Source organism: Nocardia sp. NPDC004573, from assembly GCF_053602135.1.
In genome coordinates, this window is sequence record NZ_JBSGDA010000002.1 from 394,087 (window position 1) to 414,211 (window position 20,125).

11 protein-coding genes and 1 pseudogene (1 of these 12 cut by a window edge) are annotated in these 20,125 nt (G+C 69.2%); 8 read left to right on the forward strand and 4 right to left on the reverse strand.

All coding sequences use genetic code 11. The features are described from left to right. Both ACWEKR_RS05075 and ACWEKR_RS05080 read right to left on the reverse strand, forming a co-directional pair. Positions 1–11,679, reverse strand: the 5' portion of a protein-coding gene (locus tag ACWEKR_RS05075) for an SDR family NAD(P)-dependent oxidoreductase (protein WP_452353376.1). It extends 9,846 nt beyond the left edge of the window; 11,679 of the gene's 21,525 nt are visible here — the first part of the coding sequence; its start codon is at positions 11,677–11,679; its stop codon lies beyond the left edge, outside the window. 167 nt (positions 11,680–11,846) lie between these two features. After that, positions 11,847–12,206 carry a winged helix-turn-helix transcriptional regulator gene (locus tag ACWEKR_RS05080; protein WP_452353444.1) on the reverse strand — a complete coding sequence of 120 codons (360 nt, stop codon included), beginning with the start codon at positions 12,204–12,206 and terminating at the stop codon, positions 11,847–11,849. Positions 12,207–12,348: 142 nt separating this feature from the next. On the opposite strand from ACWEKR_RS05080, the gene ACWEKR_RS05085 reads away from it, so the two are divergent. The 4 genes and pseudogenes from ACWEKR_RS05085 to ACWEKR_RS05100 all read left to right on the forward strand — a co-directional run. Then, a complete protein-coding gene (locus ACWEKR_RS05085; protein WP_452353377.1) occupies positions 12,349–13,218 on the forward strand; it encodes an NAD(P)-dependent oxidoreductase in 870 nt (289 codons plus the stop codon). 213 nt (positions 13,219–13,431) lie between these two features. Continuing rightward, on the forward strand, positions 13,432–13,650 hold the full coding sequence (locus ACWEKR_RS05090; RefSeq protein ID WP_452353378.1) for a DUF2945 domain-containing protein: 219 nt from the start codon (positions 13,432–13,434) through the stop codon (positions 13,648–13,650). Between the two features lie 16 nt (positions 13,651–13,666). Next, positions 13,667–13,996, forward strand: coding sequence for a DUF3140 domain-containing protein (locus ACWEKR_RS05095; protein ID WP_452353379.1), 330 nt, complete (start codon positions 13,667–13,669; stop codon positions 13,994–13,996). Between the two features lie 300 nt (positions 13,997–14,296). Continuing rightward, a pseudogene (locus tag ACWEKR_RS05100) lies at positions 14,297–14,413 on the forward strand (MerR family transcriptional regulator); the annotation flags it as partial. Positions 14,414–14,580: 167 nt separating this feature from the next. Here the strand turns inward: ACWEKR_RS05100 and ACWEKR_RS05105 are convergent. Further along, a complete protein-coding gene (locus ACWEKR_RS05105) occupies positions 14,581–15,702 on the reverse strand; it encodes a helix-turn-helix domain-containing protein (protein WP_452353380.1) in 1,122 nt (373 codons plus the stop codon). Positions 15,703–15,842: 140 nt separating this feature from the next. On the opposite strand from ACWEKR_RS05105, the gene ACWEKR_RS05110 reads away from it, so the two are divergent. Continuing rightward, entirely contained in the window at positions 15,843–16,220 is a 378-nt protein-coding gene (locus ACWEKR_RS05110) for an ester cyclase (protein WP_452353381.1), read from the forward strand. 53 nt (positions 16,221–16,273) lie between these two features. Here ACWEKR_RS05110 and ACWEKR_RS05115 read toward each other — a convergent pair whose 3' ends face one another. Next, a complete protein-coding gene (locus ACWEKR_RS05115) occupies positions 16,274–16,633 on the reverse strand; it encodes an Rv2640c family ArsR-like transcriptional regulator (protein WP_452353382.1) in 360 nt (119 codons plus the stop codon). Between the two features lie 98 nt (positions 16,634–16,731). On the opposite strand from ACWEKR_RS05115, the gene ACWEKR_RS05120 reads away from it, so the two are divergent. The 3 genes from ACWEKR_RS05120 to ACWEKR_RS05130 all read left to right on the forward strand — a co-directional run bounded on the left by ACWEKR_RS05120 (position 16,732) and on the right by ACWEKR_RS05130 (position 20,042). Then, positions 16,732–17,262, forward strand: coding sequence for an ArsI/CadI family heavy metal resistance metalloenzyme (locus tag ACWEKR_RS05120; protein ID WP_452353383.1), 531 nt, complete (start codon positions 16,732–16,734; stop codon positions 17,260–17,262). A gap of 307 nt (positions 17,263–17,569) precedes the next feature. Next, positions 17,570–18,349, forward strand: a complete 780-nt coding sequence (locus ACWEKR_RS05125; protein ID WP_452353384.1) for an enoyl-CoA hydratase-related protein — start codon at positions 17,570–17,572, stop codon at positions 18,347–18,349. A gap of 124 nt (positions 18,350–18,473) precedes the next feature. Continuing rightward, positions 18,474–20,042: an esterase-like activity of phytase family protein gene (locus ACWEKR_RS05130; protein ID WP_452353385.1), complete on the forward strand. Its 1,569-nt coding sequence runs from the start codon at positions 18,474–18,476 to the stop codon at positions 20,040–20,042. Positions 20,043–20,125: the final 83 nt, after the last annotated feature.

The window sequence follows — 20,125 nt, forward strand, 5'->3', positions numbered from 1 at the left end:
GAGCAGTTGCGCGCCCGGTGATTCCGTGGGCGGCGCCTGCGCCGGGTCACCCTGGGCGAGCACGACGTGCGCGTTGGTGCCGCTCATCCCGAAGGAACTGATGCCGATCGCCGGGTCGTGATCGGTACGGGGCCACTCCCGGCCCTCGCGCACGACCTCCAGCGGCAGACCGGCCCAGTCGATCAGCGGGTTCGGTGTCCGGAAGTGCAGGCTCGGCGGAATCCGGCGGTGCTGCAACATGAGCACGGCCTTGATGACTCCCGCGACGCCGGCCGCCGCCTCCGTATGCCCGATGTTGGTCTTGACCGACCCGATGAGCAGCGGCCGCGCACGGTCGGCGCCGTACACCTCGGCCAGTGCGGTGGCCTCGATCGGATCACCGAGCGGGGTTCCGGTGCCGTGCGTCTCGACGTAGTCCACCGCCTCCGGCCGCAGCCCCGCCCGCGCCAGCGCATCGCTGATGACGCGCTGCTGAGCCGGGCCGTTGGGCGCGGTGAGACCGTTGGATCGTCCGTCGTGGTTGACCGCGACGCCACGAACGACGGCCAGCACCCGATCACCGTGGCGGCGGGCCTGCGACAGTCGGGTCAGTATCAGCACGCCGCATCCGTCGGCGCGGACGTAGCCGTCGGCGTCGGCGTCGAACGCCCGTGACCGTCCGTCGGGCGACAGCGCGGCCAGACGGCAGAAGCCGACGGTGGTCTCCGCGGCCAGCTGGAGGTTGACTCCGCCGACCACTGCCAGGTCGCACCGGCCTGCGCGCAGCCCGTCCTCGGCTGCTTGCAAGGCCACCAGCGACGACGAGCATGCCGTATCCAATGTCATCGCGGGGCCTTGCAGCCCGAGGACGTAGGCCAAGCGACCGGCCGCGACGCTCGGCGCCGAACCGATCACCGAATAGGCGCCGATCGCGCTCGGATCGGCGGCCCGGATCGGCGTCGCCGGATACTCGCTGAAGCACAGACCGACGAACACGCCGGTGCGGCTGCCCGCCAACGCGCCGGGCGCGCGACCGGAGCGCTCGAGCGCCTCCCAGGTGGTTTCCAGCAGGAGGCGTTGCTGCGGGTCCATCGCCCGCGCCTCCGCCGCGCCGATGCCGAAGAACGCGGGATCGAATTCGTCGGCGTCGTCGACGAACCCGCCCCAGCGGGTGTACATCGTGCCCAGCGCTGCCGGGTCGGGATCGTAGTAGTCGTCGATGTTCCACCGCTGCGGTGGCACCTCGGTGATCGCGTCCCGGCCGTGCCACAGCAGCTCCCAGAAGTCCTCGGGCGTGCGTACTCCGCCCGGGAAGCGGCAGCTCATGCCGACGATGACGATGGGATCGTCGTCGGGCTGGTCGCTTCCGGAGTCGGCTTCGGCCGAAGAATAGTGCTTCACAGGCTGTTGCGAGGACGATGTTTCCGCAGGTGCGGACGGGAGCGCAGACGCCTGGGCGGCGGTCTGGTGCTGTGCCGCCGCGGGAGCGGACGCACCCTTGCGGTGCAGGAACCGCGCGATGTCACGCACGGTCGGGTAGTCGAAGACGAGCCCGGCGGGCAGCGGCATCCCGGCCTCGGCGGCCAGTGCCGCACGCAATTCCATCCCGGTCAGCGAATCCACGCCCGTGTCGTGCAGTGGGATCTCGGGATCCAGTGCACCGGTTCGATCCAATACCCGCATCGCGACGCGCTGGACGAGCGCCTCCCAGGGTGCGACATCATCGGGTGTCGCCGGGGAGTCGGCAATCTCCGGTCGAGTCCGCAGCGGGGCGACCGCCGTGACGTGCGGCGCCCGCTGTGCGTACCACCGTTCGGGCGCGAAGTCGAAGACGCCCGGGGCGGTGCTGCCGGACCGGACGAGATGATCCAGCGCCGCGGCCGCGTCCCCCTCGTACAGCGGCGGCAACCCACGTCGAACGAGGCGCGCGGTGACGTCGGCCCGGCCTGCGGCCATACCCACATCGGCGAATGGTCCCCACCCGATGCTCAGTGCGGGCAGTCCCTCGGCCCGCCGCCGCCAGGCCAGCGCATCCAATGCCGCGTTGGCCGCGGCGTAGTTCGACTGGCCCGGGGTGCCGAGCACGCCTGCCACGGACGAATAGATGAGGAAAAGTTCCAGCGGCCGGTCGCGGGTGAGTTCGTCGAGGTGGCGCGCGGCATGATATTTGGGTCCGAGCACGGTCTGGAACCTCGGCCAGCTCTGCTCGGTCACCACGCCGTCGTCGAGCACTCCCGCGCAGTGGATGACGCCCCGCAGTGGCGGCAGCCCGGATTCCGCGATGCCTCCCAGCAGCGCCGCGACGGCACCACGGTCACCGACATCCGCCTGCCGCGCCGTCACCCGCACACCGGTGGCGCGCAGCGATTCCATCAGGCGCGCTCCCGCCGCGTCCGGTGCGCGCCTGCCCACCAGCACCAAGTGCCGGACACCGCGATCGGCCAGCCACCGCGCGGCCGCGGCCCCGAGGCCGCCGAAACCTCCCGTGACCAGATAGGTGCCATCGGGCAGCCGGTCTCCGTGCGCGGCGGCGGAGGCGTCTCGGCCCAGCACCACGACACGACCGGGATGATCTCGTTGCGCCATGGCGCGGAACGCCTCGGCGGCACGATCGATCCCGTGTACCGCGTGCGGCAGCGCAGTCAGCGCACGCTGCGCGAACAGCGCCATCACGGCGCGGAGGGCAGCGCCGAGCCGCGATGGGTCGACGGTGGCCGGATCGAAAGCCCGAGCGCCGATCTCGCCGTGGCGTTCGATCGCGCCGGTCTGCACCGGGTCGACGATTTCCACCACGCGACCGTCGGCGTGCAGTACCTCGGAGGCGCGCGCCGCGAAGCCGTCGCCCAGGGTGTGCACGACGACATCCACCCCGTGCCCCGCAGTTGCCGCCCGCACGCTCTCGCCGAACCCGTGGCTACGCCAGGTATCGATCTGTGTCACGGGGACGCCCGCGGTCTCCGCCCAGCGACGCAGCGCGGCGGGTGCGTACACCTGCGCGCCTGCGTGCGCGGCCAGCTGGACCACAGCCATACCTATGCCGTCGGCGGTGCCGTGGACCAGCACCCGGTCCCCGGCGCGCAGGCCGCCGAGATCGAACAGCGCATGCCACGCGGCGGTGAAGGCGTAGGGCACGGTGGCGCCTTCGGCGAAGGACAGGTGATCCGGCAGCAGTGCCACCATGCCTTGGTCGACCGTCACGTGGCGGGCAAGGCTCTCGCTCGCCAAGGCCACGACGTGGTCACCGACCGCGAGCCCGTCGACCCCGGCGCCGACCGCGGTGATCCGGCCCGCGCATTCCGCACCCAGCGGCAGCACGCCCTGCGGATGTATGCCCGAGGCCACCCACAGGTCGTGGGCGTTGAGACCGGCGGCGGCGATGTCGATCTCGACCTCCCCCGCCGCCGGTGCACGTCGGACACCGGAGATCAATCGCATCCGGTCGAATTCGCCGGAGCGGTCGGCGACCAATCGGTACTCGGCGGACGGCGCGGGTCCGTCGGCGAGACGCGCGGTCAGCCAACGGTTGTCGCGAATCGCGAACTCACCGGAACGCCCCCCGAGCAACCCGTCGACGACACTTTCCGCGGCGAACCCGGCGGACAGATCCAGCAATCGGCACCCGAACTCCGGATGCTCGGTCCTCAGCGTGCGCCCGAGACCCCACAACAGGGCCTGGTCGGGATCCGGCCGGTCGGCGGGCGCGACGTGCTGTGCGTCGACGGTCAGCAACCACAGCGCGGACGGCCGGTGCGCCGCCGCGTCCAGCGCGCGCGCCAACCGCAGGACGGCTTCGACGCGGGTCTGGGCGGACGCCGCGGTCCACGCGAAGACGACACCTCGCAGCGGCGACGAGAGCGGATCGGCCGCGTCGTCCGGGCGTACGACCACGGTGTCCGCGCCGCGCGCAGCCAGCTCGGCGGCGACGCCGTCACCGACCGGCCCGTCACCGAAGATCAACCAGCGGCCCGGGGGATCTTCTGCTCCGAGGGCGCCGCTCTCGGCGGGAACCCACTCCACGTGGTGCAGCAGACGTGTGAGCCGGGACGAATCCGATTCGCCGGCCGACGAGTGCGGCGCAAACCCTGGCTCCGTAGCCATCAGCTCGACCCCGTGCACACTGGCGAGAGGTCGCCCGGAGAGTGAGTGCAGTGTGGCGTCACCGACGATGACGCGCGCCCCTCGTTCGGTCACCCGCACCCGGCACCGGACGGTCGTCTCCCCGGCCTGTGGTCCGTCGAAGAATCGAACTCTCCCCATACCGGACGGCAGGAACAACCGCTCGGCCCGAGCGGTCACCACGATGGTGTGCAAACAGGCATCGAGCAGGATCGGATCGAGCGCTGTCGCGCGGTCACCGGGCAGCCGGAACACGGCTTCGGCTTCGGTGTCGCCGATCCGCCGGAATTCGAGTGCGCAGCGGTAGTCGGTACCCAGATCCAGGCCAAGCCCTGCCACCCTGTCGTAGTAGGCGGGCCAAATCCCTGGCTCGGAGCCACGCGCCACAGCCGCGAGCGATGCCATCGAATCGGATTGCGCGACAGCGAGATTCGCCTGCGCATAGCAGGTGACGTCGTCATCGCGGCGAAGGAAACGCACGCCATGACCATCCGGGCGGGGCTCGAGCTCCACCCGCAGCACCGTTTCGGTGGTGACCTCCAGCGGCTGCAGCAGTCGCAGCCCGGTGACCTCCCACGCCCCGGGCAATCCAGCGGCGATCTCCTTCAGCTGAGTGCACAGCCACGCCGCGGGCACCGTGGGCACACCCCGCAGGCGGTGTCCTGCGAACATCTCCGGAGTGAGTCGTACCGTGCGTGCGGAGGGCGTGTCCGTGGAGCGCGGCGTCAGCTCCAGCCAGTGCCGTTTGCGCTGGAACGGGTAGGTCGGCACATCGACCTGACGCCAGTGGCGAGTAGAATACACAGCCGCCCAGTCGATCTCGGAACCATCGACGTAGCGGCGAGCGAGGTCTGCCGAACCGATCGACTCCGTGACGACCGATCCGCTCGCGATCGTCCCCGAGGCGACATTCCCGAGCGCGCCGCGCAGCTGCGCGGCGGTGTCGAAGCCGATGGCCACACGCTCGCCGAAGTGGGTTCGGCCCACCGCGGCGGACGCGCACAAATCCCCCAGCGCGGTCGCCGGGCGGGTGGCCAGCAGATCCCGGTAGCGAGCAGCCAGTTCACGCAGTGCCTCGGCGCTCTTCGCCGAGAGGACCAGCAGATGGGGTCCGGAGTCGTCGGCGGATGCGTGCTCCGATTCCTGCGGCGCTTCCTCGAGCACCACGTGCGCGTTCGTCCCGCTGATACCGAACGCGCTCACACCCGCCCGCCGCGGTCGCCGCGAACGCGGCCACGGCCGCTGCTCGGCGACCACGCGGATCGCGACCGAGTCCCAGTCGATATGCGGATTGCCCGACCGGAAGTGCAGCGAGGCGGGAATGCGCTCGTGCCGCATCGACTCGATCACTTTGATGATGTTCGCGATTCCCGCCGCGGCCTGGGTGTGCCCGAGGTTCGATTTCACCGATCCGATCCACAATGGGGTCGCTTCGGTGCGCCCCTCCCCCAGCGCCGAGGCCAGCGCGTTCACTTCGATCGGATCGCCAAGCGCCGTGCCGGTGCCGTGCGTCTCGACGTAATCGATGTCCTCCGCCGCGAGCGCCGCGTCCGCGAGCGCCGCGCGGATGACCCGTTCCTGCGCCGGACCGCTCGGCGCGCTCAACCCCTGACTGCGGCCGTCGGAATTGACCGCCGATCCGCGCACCAGCCCCAGCACCCGATCGCCGTCGCGCCGGGCATCCGACAGTCGCTTGAGCACCAGCATCCCCGCGCCGTCACTCCAGACCACGCCGTCGGCGCGCGCGTCGAAGCTCTTGCACCGGCCGTCGGCGGCCAGACCCCGCGCCCGCGCGAAATAGATGTCGAGCGAGGGCGTGAGCACCACGGTGGCGCCACCGGCCAGCGCCAGATCGCATTCGCCGCTGCGCAGGCTGCGTACCGCGGTGTGCACCGTCACCAAGGACGACGAGCACGCGGTGTCGATGGTGAGGCTGGGCCCGTGCACGCCGAGGAAGTACGACAGCCGCCCGGAGGCGACGCTGGAGAGATTGCCGGTACCGAACCAGGCGTCGGGCGCGAGGTCGGCCCGCGCCATCCGCTCGGCATAGTCATTGGACATCACCCCGACGAAGACACCGGTCCGGCTGCCCTCCAGACGGCTCGCGGGGTATCCGGCGTGTTCGAGTGCCTCCCAGGTTGTTTCGAGCAACAAACGCTGCTGCGGGTCCAGCATCCGCGCCTCGCCGACGGAGATGTCGAAGAATCCGGCGTCGAATTCCTCGACGCCGTCGACGAATCCGCCCCAGCGCGTGTAGGTCTTGCCCTCGGCGTCCGGGTCCGGATCGAAGAAGGCGTCCGCATCCCAGCGGTGCGCGGGGACCTCGGTCACCGCGTCGGTCTCGGTGGCGAGTACGCGCCACAAATCGGACGGCCCGCGGACCGCGCCCGGATAACGGCAGCCCATGCCGATGATCGCGATGGCCTCGGCGTCTTCGTCCGGGGCGGTGCCGGTTTGGCGCTTTGTGAGCTGCGACACGTTCGATGTCATAGGTGTAACCGGGAGTTCGGTTGGGTACACGGAGGTGGTGAGCTGCTCGGAGGTGCGCGTGATCGGTCGTTGTCCGGCCTGCTCTCGCGCCGTGCGGCCAGGGGCGGACCGCGCGCCGAGCCGGGCGATCTCCTCGGACACCGCGGCGACGGTCGGATGATCGAACAGCAGGGTCGCAGGCAGCCGCACGCCCAGATCGGCGGAGAGCGCGTCGCGCAGTTCCACGGCCATCATCGAATCCAGTCCGAGTTCGCGCAGCGGCGTGCGCTCGGAAATCGTCGTCGTGCGCCCCAGCGCGGTCATGGCGTGGCCACGCACCAGTTCGAGCAGATCCGCCGGTTCGCGCGGTGGCCGGGTGTCGTGCGCGTGCACCTCGGCGATCGATCCCGCCTGCGCGGGAACCTCTGCGACAGCGGGGAATACCGCGACGACGCCCTCGGCCGCCAGCAGCGAGCGCAGCGCTCGGGCGCCGTCCTCGACGGCCAATTCGGCGACGCCGTGGCGCAACCACGCGCGGCGGGCCGCGTCGCTGAGTCCCCCGGCCATGCCGGTGTTCGCCCACGGGCCCCACGCGATGCTCACCGCGGGCAGCCCGCGCGCCGTGCGCAGGCGAGCGAGGGCATCCAGATACGCGTTCGCCGCCGCATAGTTGCCCTGGCCGGCGGTGCCCACCGCGGCGCTGACCGACGAGAACAGCACGAACAACTCCAGCGACCGGTCCGCGGTCAGCTGGTGCAGGTGCCACGCCCCCGCGACCTTCCCCGCGAACACCCGATCGATGTGCCCGGGGGTCTGCTCGACGAGCAGGGCGTCGTCCAGGACGCCCGCACAGTGCACCACCCCGGACAACCGCGGCAGTTCGTCATCGAAGCGAGTGAGCAGGCGCGACAGCGCCACTCGATCCGCGACGTCGACCACCACGGTCTCGACGCGCGCGCCGAGGGCGGCGATTCGCGCCATCTCCCGCTCGTCCCCCGGTGCGGGGGCGCTGCGGCCGGCCAGCACCACAGTTCCGGCACCGGCTTCGGCCAACGTCCGCGCAGCGGACAACCCCAGCGCTCCGCGCCCGCCGGTGATCAGATACGCGCCGCCACGATCGAGCCGAGGCAGGGCGCCGAGGTCGTCGGAGGGCTGCAATCGCGGCGTGTAGCGGTGGTGCCCGCGCAGCGCGACCGCCTCATCCGCCGCGCCCGAGCAGATTTCGCTCACCAAGCGGTGGTCGTCGCAGGGTGCGTCGACGGGCAGATCGATCAGGTGGCAGCGCAGTTCGGGCAGTTCGGTGCGCGCGACCGCGCCCAATCCCCACAGCGCCGCGGCAGCAGGGCGCACGGGTTCGCCGGGCAGCGCCCCGGTTGCCCCGAGGGTCACCAGGTACAAGGGTGCGTCGGCGACGCTGCGAGCCATCCGTTGGATCACACTCAGGGCGAAGTGCGTTTCCCGCCGCGCCGCGTCGGCGCTGTCGTCCGCCTCGACGTCGGCGAGGTAGATCACCGCGCGGTCGTCGTCGGGCCGGACAACGTAATCCGTGGTGCGTTCCACCGCCACGGCATCGGCACCGGCGGCGCGCAAAGCGGCGGCGAGCCGGTCGGCTTGCCGACCGACGCCGATCACCAGGGCGGCGGTGGGTCCCTGTCCGCTCGGCGACGCCGCGGCGGGCGTCCAGGTCGGACGATGCGTGCGGCCGGACATGCGATCCCGATCCTGCGACTGTCCGGCGGCGCCGGACTCGGCGAACCATACGTCTTCGATATCGCAGATCATGGCGTCGGCGGTATCGAAGACCGTGATGCGAACTGTGCGGCCGGTGCGCTGGGCCAGCACCCAGGCGGCGGCATCCGCGTCTTCGCGGGCCAACCGGAGACGGCCGATCCCGACCGGCAGTCGAGCCGCGTCAGTGTCCCTGGAAGCCAACGCCAGGCCGGTCTGCACCGCGGCGTCGAGCAGGCACGGCAGCCAGGCGTCCGGTTCACCGGCGAGTTCGGCCGGTCGCCGCACTTCGGCGAGCACGCTGCCGTCGCCGGCCTGCAGCCGCGTGATCCAGCGGAATCGCGGGCCGAAGGTCAATCCGGCGTCGGCACACCGCCGGTAGAAGTCCGCGACGTCCCATTCGGTGCTCACCGCGCGCCGCGCCTCGGGCAGGTCCCCGGCTTCGCGCGGGCCGGCCGAAGCGGCTCGAACCGCAGCGGACACCGCGGTGACACTGCCGTTCTCGACTTGGAACCGCACTTCGGTGCGATCCCCCGCTTCGGACACGGCCGGCTCGGCCAACTCCTCCAGCGGCACCGGCCGCGCGGCGACGAAGTCGATCAGCTCGTGGTCGGTGTCTCCGGCCGCCCGCAGAGCACGCAGCGCGAGAGCCGCCGCGGGCACCACCGGGCGGCCCCGGAACCGGTGCTCGGCAAGAAATCCGGTGCTCGCCGACGTGCTCGCGTTCGGCACGGCGAGTTGCTCCCGCTCGAAAGGGTAGGTGGGCAGGTCGTTGCGCCGTCGCGCGCCCTCGGGCACCACCGCGGTCCATTCGATCTCCGCACCGGCGCAGTACAGCTGCCCCAGACCGGTCAGCAACACCTCGTCGTCACTGGAACTTCGGCGCATACTCGGCAGCCACAGGGCGCCGGGGTCGGTGTGCCGCCCGAACTCCAGCAGCACCGGGTGCGGTCCCACTTCGAGATAGGCGTCCACGCCCGACTCGGCGAGCGAGCGCACACCGTCGGCGAATCGGACGGTGCCGCGCGCGTGCGCCCGCCAGTACGCGGCGTCCATACGGGTCTCGATCGGCGCGCCGGTCACGTTGGACACCAGCGCGATTCTCGCCGCGCGCGGGTCGGGCACCAGCTCGGCGACCCGGGTCTCGAAGTCCTCCAGCATCGGATCCAGCAGCGGCGAGTGGAAGGCCGTCGCACCGGGAAGCCGCACCGTGCGGATCGACCGTTCCGCGGCGGCGCGCACGATTCGATCCACCGCGTCCACCGCACCGGAGACCACGAACTGTCCGGGACCGTTGACCGCGGCTACCGACACAGTCGCCGCGAGCGCGTCCATCAGCGCTTCGAATTCCGCGGGCGCGGCGAACACCGCCGCCATGGCCCCGCGCTGCGCGACCGCCTGCATCAGCCGGCCACGCTCGGCGGCCAGACACAACCCGGTGGCGAGGTCGAACACTCCCGCGACGGTCGCCGCCACCAGTTCACCGAGGCTGTGGCCCAGTACGACGTCGGGACGCACGCCGAATGCCGACCACAGTTGCGCGCAGGCCCATTCGATCGCGAACAGCGCCGGTTGTGCGTACTCGGTGCGGGTCAGCAACTCGTCGTCGGCATCGAACAGCGCCGACCGAAGGCGCATGCCGCCGGGAAGCGGTCCGAGCAACTCGTCACAGCGGTCGAGCGCCGCGTGGAAGGCCGGATACTTGCGGTCGAGTGCCGCGCCCATGCCCGCGTACTGTGCGCCCTGCCCGGTGAACAGCATCGCGACCCGCGGCTTGCCCGCGTCCGAGTCGGTCGACCGACCTGACGGAGCCGCGAGTTCGCGGGCTCCGTCCTCGGCGGTGCGCGCCACGACCGCGCGCCGATGCGCGAAATGCGTGCGCCCCAGCGCCGCAGTGGCAGCGACATCGGCGAGGGGCACCTCCGGCCGGCTCAACTGCTCCGCGTAACGGCGGGACACCGCGTCGAGCGCAGCCGGGGTGCGCGCCGAAACAGTGAGCAGCGCGGGGCCTTCCGGTATCGCGCGCGGCTGCGGCTCCGGCGCCTGTTCCAGCACCACATGCGCGTTGGTGCCCGCGAAACCGAACGAACTCACCCCCGCCAGCCGGGGCCGCTCCGTACGCGGCCAGCCGACATCGCGGGTCGGGAGCGCCAGCGCCGTGCCGTCGAGCGAGATCTTCGGGTTCATCGTGGCGAAATCGTGCTGGCGCGGAATTCGTTCATGCTGCAGTTGCAGCACCACCTTGATCAGCCCGGCGATGCCCGCCGCCGCCTCGAGATGGCCGATCTGCGACTTCACCGAACCCAGCAGGCATACCGACCCATCCGGACGCGGCGCGCCGAGAACCCTGGTCAGCGCCTCGATCTCGATCGGATCGCCCAGTGGCGTGCCGGTGCCGTGCGTCTCGACGTAGCCGATCCGGTCGGCGGTGCACCCGGCGTCGGCCAGCGCGTCGAGCAGCAACTCGCGCTGTGCTGTCGGATTCGGCGCGGTGAGGCCCATGGAACGACCGTCGTGGTTCACGCTCGAGCCTCGGATGAGCGCCCTGATCGCGTCGCCGTCGGCGATCGCCCGCGAAAGCGTTTTCAGCACAACGACACCCGCGCCCTCGCCACGCACGTACCCGTTCGCGCGGGCGTCGAAGGGACGACAGTGCCCGTCCGGCGACAGCGCGCCCATGCGGGCCAGCGCCTCGGAGGTGAGTTCGGATTGCAGCAGATTCACCCCACCCGCCAAGGCGACGTCGCACTCGCCCGCGCGCAGGCTGCGACACGCCTGATGCACTGCCACCAGCGACGACGAGCACGCCGTGTCGATCGCCACCGCTGGGCCGCGCAACCCGAGCGCGTGGGACACCCGCCCGGCCACGATGCTCGACATCGTCCCGGTGAGCGTGTGCGCGTCCACCGACCGCACCCAGTCCGGGGTGATGGTGCGCTGGTATTCCTGCCAGCTGACGCCGAGGAACACCGCCGCGCGTGCCGCGGCCGGGCTGTCGGGCCGCAGTGCCGCGTCTTCCATCGCTTCCCAGGCGATTTCGAGTGCGAGCCGCTGTTGCGGGTCCATCGACGCCGCTTCGCGCGGTGCGATCCCGAAGAACCCGGCGTCCATGGCATCGATCGGCCCGGCCAGCAGGCCGGCTCGCCGCCGCGCCCGCCGAGGCGCCGAATCCGTGACAGTCCAACGGTTTTCCGGCGCCTCGACGATCGCGTCGCGGCCCGAGGACAGCAGTTCCCAGTACTGCTGCGGGGTTTCCGCGCCGCCGGGCAAGCGGCAACCGATACCCACGACGGCGATCGGCTCACGCTGTGGCCGTGCCTCCAACTCCTGAATTCGGCGGAGCGCCCGCGTCAGCAAGACCCGTAGGTCATACCCATCATCCGACATCCGCGCCGCCACCCACATCTTGCCAAAGTTGTGACGTGGAACATACGACGGGCCCGGTTATGCGTCAATTACACGCCGTATGCACAAAATTAACTCAAGTTACCAACTAGTAGCTTGAACTTTCGCTCAACGATGTTGCCCGGGTGGAACATTCACTTTTGAAGGATTCACTCCGACTGGTGCTGCACGCGACGCGCCCCGATCCGATCGATCCGGTCGCATCCCCACGCGCCCAACGGTTCCAGCGCGGCGTTGAGCGCGACCCCGATCTCGGTGAGCCGGTACTCCACCCGCGGCGGCACTTCGCGGTACACGGTCCGGCTGACGATGCCGTCCTCTTCCAGTTCGCGCAGTTGCTGGATCAGCATCTTCTCCGAGACCCCCGGCAGGCCCTTGCGCAGCTCGCCGAAGCGTCGTACGCCATGGTTCTCCAGCTCCCACAGGATCAGCGCCTTCCACTTGCCGCCGACGACATCCATCGCCGCGTCGATGCCGCAGAAGTACGGCCCTGATCTTTTCGCGCCCATCGCCACCCTCTCCACCTGTTCACCAACCAATAGGTAAGTACCGGACAAAATAGTAGGTACTTGCCTCCTTGTCGGACAGCGAGCAATCTTGGTCCAGCGCGCTGACCAGGACGTTCCTCTACCCCAAGGAGTTGATTCCGCAATGGCGGAAACCATGAAGACCCCGGTGACCATCCTCGGCCTCGGCGCGATGGGCCGCGCACTCGCCGCGACATTGCTGAAGGCCGGCGTGCCGACGACCGTCTGGAACCGCACCGAGGGCAAGGACGCCGAGCTTCTCGCCGCCGGAGCCGTCCGCGCCGCGACCCTCACCGAGGCGGTCGAGGCCGGTGGTCCGATCATCGCCGTCCTGCTCGACCACGCGTCGGTGCACGCCACCCTCGACCCTGTGGCCGAGCGACTGGCCGGACGGCAACTGATCAACCTGACCAGCACCGCCCCGGGCGAGGCGCGCGAACTCGCGGCTTGGGCGGCCGGCCTCGACTGCGCCTACCTCGACGGCGGGATCATGGCGGTGCCACCCATGATCGGCGGGCCCGGCGCCGCGATCCTCTACAGCGGCTCGCGGGCGATCTTCGACGCGCACCGTGAAACCCTGGAGTTACTCGCCGCCGCAGAATTTTTCGGCGAGGACGCGGGCTTCGCCTCGACCTATGACTTCGCCCTGCTCGCGACCATGTACGCGATGTTCGGGGGTTTTCTGCACGGTGCGGCCATGATGCGCTCCGTCGGCGTCTCGGCCGCCGAGTTCGGCGGGCGGGCCGCCGCGTGGGTCAGCGCGATGGCGGAGTCGCTGCCACACCAAGGCGCCGTCATCGACGCCGCCGCCTACACCGATCCCGTCCAATCGATCGCCTTTCACAAAACCGCGCTCGACGCGATCAGCCGCGCCAGTCGCGAGGCGAATGTCACCCTCGATTTCGTCGCGCCGTTGAAAAACCTTCTCGACCGTCAGGTGGCCGACGGCCGCGGTGCGCTGGGGTTTGAACGAACTTTCGAAGAACTCCTTTGACCCGTGCTCCAGGATTTCGCTTCTCATGGTTGTCGAATTTCTCGGCGTCACGAGCGGCTGACGTGCTCGCGCGTCCGCGACGCCTGTTGTTCGGTCCGGCCGGACGCTCCCGGCCTGGCGCTCGAGTCGATGCAGTATCGGTTCAGCTATCGGTTTCCGGTGCGTTCCCAGGGGTACCACGTGCACGTCGGACCGAGCAGATGGAGGAAGTCCATGAGCAAGCGATCCTTCAGCAAAGGTGACGAGGTGGAATGGAACAGCCACGGCAGTACTGCCGAAGGCGAGGTGGAGGAGGTGATCACGTCCGACACCGAGGCCGCGGGCCGGACCGTCCGGGCATCCGAGGAAGATCCGCAGTATCGCGTGCGTAGTGCGAAAAGCGGTCGCGACGCGGTGCACAAACCCGACGCTCTTCGTCCACGGAATGATTGACCGGGCGGTCGGAACCATGACGGCAGACAACGAAGACACGCGCGCGGAATTCGACGACGTGGTCAATATGACGGCGAAAGAATTACGTCGGTGGCTCGATACCGACGAGTCGAAATCGGTGGGACAGAAACCGGAGAACGGCGGTGAGTCGACCGGGCACCGGAGCGGACGCCGCATTGTGGCCATCCTCGAGAAGAAGGACCTGACCGACGACGATTACGCGCATATGCGCAAAGTCGTCGGCTACGCGCACCGCCATCTCGAACAACGACCCTCCGGGGAGATCGAGAACAGTAAGTGGCGGTACTCGCTGATGAACTGGGGTCACGATCCGCTGAAGAGCTGACAGGCCCGCGACACGACATCGGGTCCGACCGCGATCAAAGTCGATCACGTTCCGCCGCCGATGCCGCCCCATCGCCGGTGAGCCGATCCCACCCTTCCCCGCGACCGGTCACGACCAGCAGGTGAGAGCGGCGATCGGGCCGGTGACGACCGCTCCCTCGCCCGCTGCCCGCCAGATCTGCTCGGCGCTCATCGTCGGGTGCTCGGTCATCGGTGTCACTCCTACTCTCGGTGCGGTAGGAACTCCACCGGAGTGGAGGTTCCAGCGCTCGCGACCGAGAACACACACCATGACGCCCTGGTGAGCATCGGGGAACTGTCGCGCTCGACCGGCGTGCCCGTCCGCACGCTCCGCTTCTACTGTGACGAAGGGATTCTGGAGGCACGGCGTAGTTCCGGCGGGCACCGATTGTTCGATCCAGCGACCGTCGTGGACCGGGGTACTGACCACCGAGAATCATCGGAGCCACCACGTCCGGAGCCGCTCAATACTGGCTCTACCGAGCACTTATCCGCTGGGCCGATGAAAACGCAGGCAAGGAGCAGTGACGCACGTCCGCCCCGGCAACGTGAGAAGCGTTGCCGTCAGGGCTGGTCGCCCGGTGCCCGGAGCAACAGTGCTTGCAAGGCCAGATACAACAGCGCCGCATCGGCCGGTACCGCGAATGCCGAACCGGTGAGCCGCTCTATCCGTTTGAGACGGTGTAAGACCGTGTTGCGGTGCAGGTGCAGGCGCTTCCCCACCGCCGATGTCGAACCGCCGAGCTCGTACCAGGCCAGAGCGGTCTGCACCAGAGCGTCGGCGTCATCGGGGTGGAGTCGGTCGAATGCGGTGAGCGTCTCGGCGAAGAGGTCCGCGGCAAGCCCGGGTTGGGCCGCGATCAAAGCACGGGCCGGCGACGAAGCGTAGGTGTGGATTTCGGTGTCCGAAGGGCTCAGACACCGGAACGCAAGGCGGGCTTGGTCGAGTGCGGAAGGCGCGGAGACCAGGTCGGTGAACGGTCTGCTGGCGCCACCGCGCGTTGCGGCGCCGTGAAGTGCCCGGAGGAGCACGAGTGGCGAGTGCGCGGCGGCGAGGGTGACGCGATCGTCGGCGAGCATCGTCCGCACGGTGATCACTTCGGCTGCGGCCAAGCGCATGTCCCCGACCAGGATGACGAACGTGCCGCGGACGGGCAGCCGCATTCGTGTGCCCACGTCCTCGCGCTGCGCGGGTGGGAGGTCGGGATCGAGCAGTGCTCGCAACAGCCGTTGATCGCGGTGATCGCCCCCGGTGAAGGCGACGCGCCGATAGGTGTCGGCGGCCGCGACGGAGTACTCGTCGACAGTGGCCCAGACGCGGGTGGACAGCTGCGGCAGCGCGGAACGGTCGTCGGGCCGAGCGCGTTCGACGATGACCTCCCAGAACGCCATGCCCGCGACGCGGAACGCGTGCAGCAAACTGTCCAGCGGAATGCCACGCTCGGCTTTGAGACGTCCGGCCCGGTGCGCGGGTTCGAGTGAGTACCGGCTGCCGGCGATCGCGTCCAGCAATGCCGCGAGACTGTCGGTGACGAGCGTGGTCAATTCGTGGTGAGCGAGGACGGCGTCGCCGTAGTCCTGCTCATCGTGTTCGATTCTCGTGGTGATCATCTCGGAGATCGCAGCCAGGTCCGCCCGCAGCTCGCGAAGCAGGCGCGGGTGCGCGAGACGAGTGTCCTGGGTCACTGCCGTCAACCTAGCGCGCATTGTGCACGGGCACAACGAAAATGGATGAAGTGGAGGCGTGCGCCTGTCGCCGCGACGGACCACCGCCGACGACACTGAGGTGACATGGTCCGCACGACGGAGTACCGGAGATCACCATCATGACCACTGCCACGCGCGAACTGTTCGAGCGCTACCACGCCTGCTGGGTAGACCGCGACCCGGACCGAATCGCCGAACTCCACAGCGTCGACTCGGTGTTCCACCTGCACTCGGGCCAGGAGCCCGCACGAGGCAGGCCCGCCATCCGCGAGGCCGCGGCAGGGACCTTCGCCCTGGTTCCCGACCTGGCCTTCCACTTGGTGTCACTGCGTGTCGGGGAGGATTTCTGGGTGGTGCAGTGGCAGCTGACCGGAACCTCCGCGACCGGCAAGCAGGTCCACGTCGATCTCGCGGACTATGTCCTGGTCGAGGACGGAGCGGTCAAGGAGAAGCATTCCTACGTCGACGGAGTGGCCATGCAGCAGGCCCTGGGGTGAGGGCGCGCTTCACCGACTCGGGGTGAGGACGCGATCCGGCCGGGGCGCACAGGTCAGCGGCAGCAGTTGGGGTCCAACACCACGCACAACGCCGCGAGTGCGTCGCGGCGGGCGCGGTGGAAGGTGTTCATGCCGCGGCGTTCGGATGCCACGAGTCCGGCCTTGCGGAGCTGGCCGAGGTGATGGCTGACCGTGGACTCCGACAGCCCGACCTCCGCCGCGAGGTCGCCGCCGTTCTCCTCGCCCGATGTGCTGGTCAACAGTAGTGACAGCAGTTTCACCCGGACCGGGTCGGCGATCGCTTTCAGCCGCAGCGCCACTTCGAGCGCGGCGGCGTCATCGACCGGTCCGGCCGCGACCGGCGCGCAGCAGACCGGGGCGGACATGTCGATCATGGGCAGCGTCTTGGGCATGTTTCCCACCCTACCGATTTTGTTGACATATGTCGAAAAGGTGGCAGACTCGGCATCGAACCGGTTCTTCGATATATGTCACACAAATGGAGGTAGTCATGTCCCGCATCCAGCTCGCCCTCGACGTCGACGACATCGACCAGGCCGTGCGGTTCTACTCGACCCTGTTCCGGACCGAGCCTGCCAAGCGCAAGCCCGGCTACGCCAACTTCGCCATCGCCGAACCGCCGCTGAAACTGGTGCTGATCGAGAACCCCGGCCACGGCGGCGGCCTCAACCATCTGGGCGTCGAGGTCGAAAGCTCCGACCAAGTGCACGCGGAGATCGCCCGCCTGTCGGAAGCGGGGCTGTTCACCGAAGAGCAGATCGCCACGACCTGCTGCTTCGCCACACAGGACAAGGTCTGGGTCACCGGACCGAACGACGAGCGCTGGGAGGTCTACACCGTCCTGGCCGACAGTGAGACCTTCGGCACCGCACCCGCACTCACCGGCGCGGCCGGGCCCGCCGAGAACGAGGCGGTTCAGGCTTGCTGTGGCACCACAGCGGAAGCCGCCGCCGAAGGCGCGTGCTGCAGTCCGACGGCAAAGAAGGAAGCGATCGACTCCGGCGCCAGTTGCTGTAGCTGACCGATGGCGTGGCTCCCGGCGTGACCTCACCGTTCTGTGAGGTCACGCCTCTCGTCCGCCGGCGGCCGGCTACAGCCGCGAGCCGGCCTGGTCTTCAGAACAGTGCCGGACCCGGTACGGTCGCGGCTGCTGCCGATCGTGACCAGCCATGCCAGGCGCGAAGCCTGCGTCCGCGATTCGGTCGACGTTTCGCCGAGTCGGCCATGGGGGCGCCGTCTCATCTCGAACGGCAGCGGGGTCCGCTGCTCGGCCATGCCTACCACCGGCGATCGCGACATGACGTGTCGTCGCGTTCTACGGTGGAGATATGACCGCCTTGGAGTATCGGCATCTGCTGGTCGCGCGGGACGGCGACACGGTGCGCATCACCATGAACCGGCCGGAGCGGCGCAACGCGCTGTCGGGCGAGCATCTCGCCGAACTGCTCGCCTCGTTCCGGGCGGCCGGTGAGACCGACGCCACCGGCATCGTGCTCGGAGCGCACGGTCCGGTGTTCTCCGCGGGACACGATTTCGCCGACGTCGCCGCGCGCGACCTGCTCGGCGTGCGGGAATTGCTCACGCTGTGCACCGAGCTGATGTCGACCATCCAGTCGGTGCCGCAGGTGGTGATAGCCCGGGTGCAGGGTCTGGCCACGGCTGCCGGTTGCCAACTGGTGGCCTCCTGCGATCTGGCCGTCGCCGCCGAATCAGCCGGTTTCGCGCTCCCCGGCGGCAAGGGTGGCTGGTTCTGCCACACCCCCGCGGTGCCGGTGGCCCGCGCCGTGGGCCGTAAACGACTGATGGAGTTGGCCCTGACCGGCGACCCGATCGATGCCCGCACCGCCGAAGAGTGGGGGCTGATCAATCGAGCCGTGCCGGACGCCGACCTCGACACCGCCGTGGGCGAGTTGCTCGCCCGCGCTACCCGTGGCAGCCGAGCGAGCAAGGCACTCGGCAAACGCACCCTCTATCGCCAACTCGACCGCCCCGAAGCGGATGCCTACACCCTCGCCCTGGAAGTCATGGCCGCCGCCGCGCAACTTCCTGGCGCCCGGGAAGGGATGGCGGCTTTCCTCGCGAAGCGCCCACCCGTCTGGCGCGACTAGAGGTGTCTGCCCACCCTCGCCAATGCTGGTGGCACGGCACAATCATCGGATGGTTGTGGGGATCGATGGTTCGTGTTCAGCTGGATGCCAACCGATGGTGGGGCTGGGACTGTACGCATCGGTGGTGAGAACGCACCGCAATATCCGAAGCGCACTCGTCATGGCCGCGGTGTGCGCGACCGCCGTCCTGTCCGCTTGCTCGCCGTCTAGTTCGGAGGCGGACTTCACCGCCGCCAGGGATCAGTCCTTGGTGATCTCGCTGGATGATCTGCTCGCCGAGACCGGCGGCAGCGCCGCGGTCGGGATCGCCGATCCGCAGCACGGCACGATCACCCGGCGCACCGACGGCGCGGTGGTGTACACACCGGCGGCCGGATACACCGGGCCCGACAGCCTCACCGTCACCACCACCGACGCCGTCAAGGTATTCACCACCGATGTTCCACCGCTGGGCGATTTCGGCGGGGTGAGCCTGCAGGGCAGCGGGTACGGGTCGGCCTTCACGCCGGTGCCCGGCTCGACCGACGAGTTCTACGGCCTGACCGACCGCGGTCCGAACGTGGACGGCAAGGGAAAGAACGAAAAACTCTATCCGGTGCCGACTTTCACGCCCGCCATCGCCGAACTCAAGGTGGTCGGCAACAAGATGGTGCCGACAAGCACCATCTTGTTGAAGGATTCGGCGGGCCGGCCGTTCAACGGCCTGGTCGATACCTCCGCAGGCACCGGCGAGACCCTCCGCGACCTCGACGGCACCATCCTGCCGCCCACCGATCACGGCATCGACAGTGAGGGTCTGGTGGCGCTGCCCGACGGGACCTTCTGGGTATCCGACGAGTACGGACCGTTCATCGTCCACTTCGACGCCAACGGCACCGAGCTGGAGCGGCTGGCGCCGGGACGCGGCCTGCCCGAAGAGCTTTCACTGCGCACTCCCAACCAGGGCATGGAGGGGCTGACCGTCACCCCGGATGGCAGCACGCTGGTCGGCATCGTGCAGAGCGGGCTCAGCGCGCCGGGTGTCGCATCGGCGCGCGAGGTGCCGATGACCCGAATCGTCACCGTGGACCTGAAGACCCGCGACGTCAAGGAATTCGTGTATCCGCTCGAGGAGCCGAAGCAGAAACTCGCGGTCTCCGAGATCACGGCGCTGAGCAACACCACCTTCCTGGTCGATGAGCGCGACGGCAAACAAACGCCCAAAGCCGACAAGAAGCTGTGGACGATCGACATCACCGGTGCCACCGACATCGGACCGCAGGCGAAAGTGCCGGGCGCGCAATATTATTCGGAGCTAGGCCTGCTGGTCGATGGCAAACCGCTTGAACTCCTCGTCGGTGCAGTGCCGACCGCGGACGGCGTCGCCGCGTTGCGGACGGCGGGCATCGCCCCCGTCGCCAAGAAGTCCAACCTGGACCTCGGCGGCCTGCTGGACGGTCTGAATGCCGACGGCGAGTTCTTCGGCCACGACAAGATCGAGGGCATCGCCACCCGCGACGGCGGCAAGACCCTCTACATCGCCAATGACAGCGACTTCGGCATCGATGCCGCCACCGGCGATCGTCCACCGTTCGGGTTGAAAGCGAAACTGCTCGCCAACGGCATGCAGGACTCCGGCGAGGTGCTGATGATCGATACCACCAAGCTGCCCGCCAAGACGCAGACGAGGACGGTCACGATCGCCGTCTCCTAGCCGTTCGGGAAGGTCGGTACCGCGCGGACGCGGATCTCGCCGGGACAGGTAGCCCAGCGGAGATTCGGGCCGCCACCGCCATC

Coding starts and splice junctions, on each gene's coding strand:
- ACWEKR_RS05095 (WP_452353379.1), top strand. CDS start 13,667: ATGACGGCAGACAACGAAGACACGCGCGCGGAATTCGACGACGTGGTC.
- ACWEKR_RS05110 (WP_452353381.1), top strand. CDS start 15,843: ATGACCACTGCCACGCGCGAACTGTTCGAGCGCTACCACGCCTGCTGG.
- ACWEKR_RS05080 (WP_452353444.1), bottom strand. CDS start 12,206: ATGGGCGCGAAAAGATCAGGGCCGTACTTCTGCGGCATCGACGCGGCG.
- ACWEKR_RS05115 (WP_452353382.1), bottom strand. CDS start 16,633: ATGCCCAAGACGCTGCCCATGATCGACATGTCCGCCCCGGTCTGCTGC.
- ACWEKR_RS05085 (WP_452353377.1), top strand. CDS start 12,349: ATGGCGGAAACCATGAAGACCCCGGTGACCATCCTCGGCCTCGGCGCG.
- ACWEKR_RS05120 (WP_452353383.1), top strand. CDS start 16,732: ATGTCCCGCATCCAGCTCGCCCTCGACGTCGACGACATCGACCAGGCC.
- ACWEKR_RS05125 (WP_452353384.1), top strand. CDS start 17,570: ATGACCGCCTTGGAGTATCGGCATCTGCTGGTCGCGCGGGACGGCGAC.
- ACWEKR_RS05090 (WP_452353378.1), top strand. CDS start 13,432: ATGAGCAAGCGATCCTTCAGCAAAGGTGACGAGGTGGAATGGAACAGC.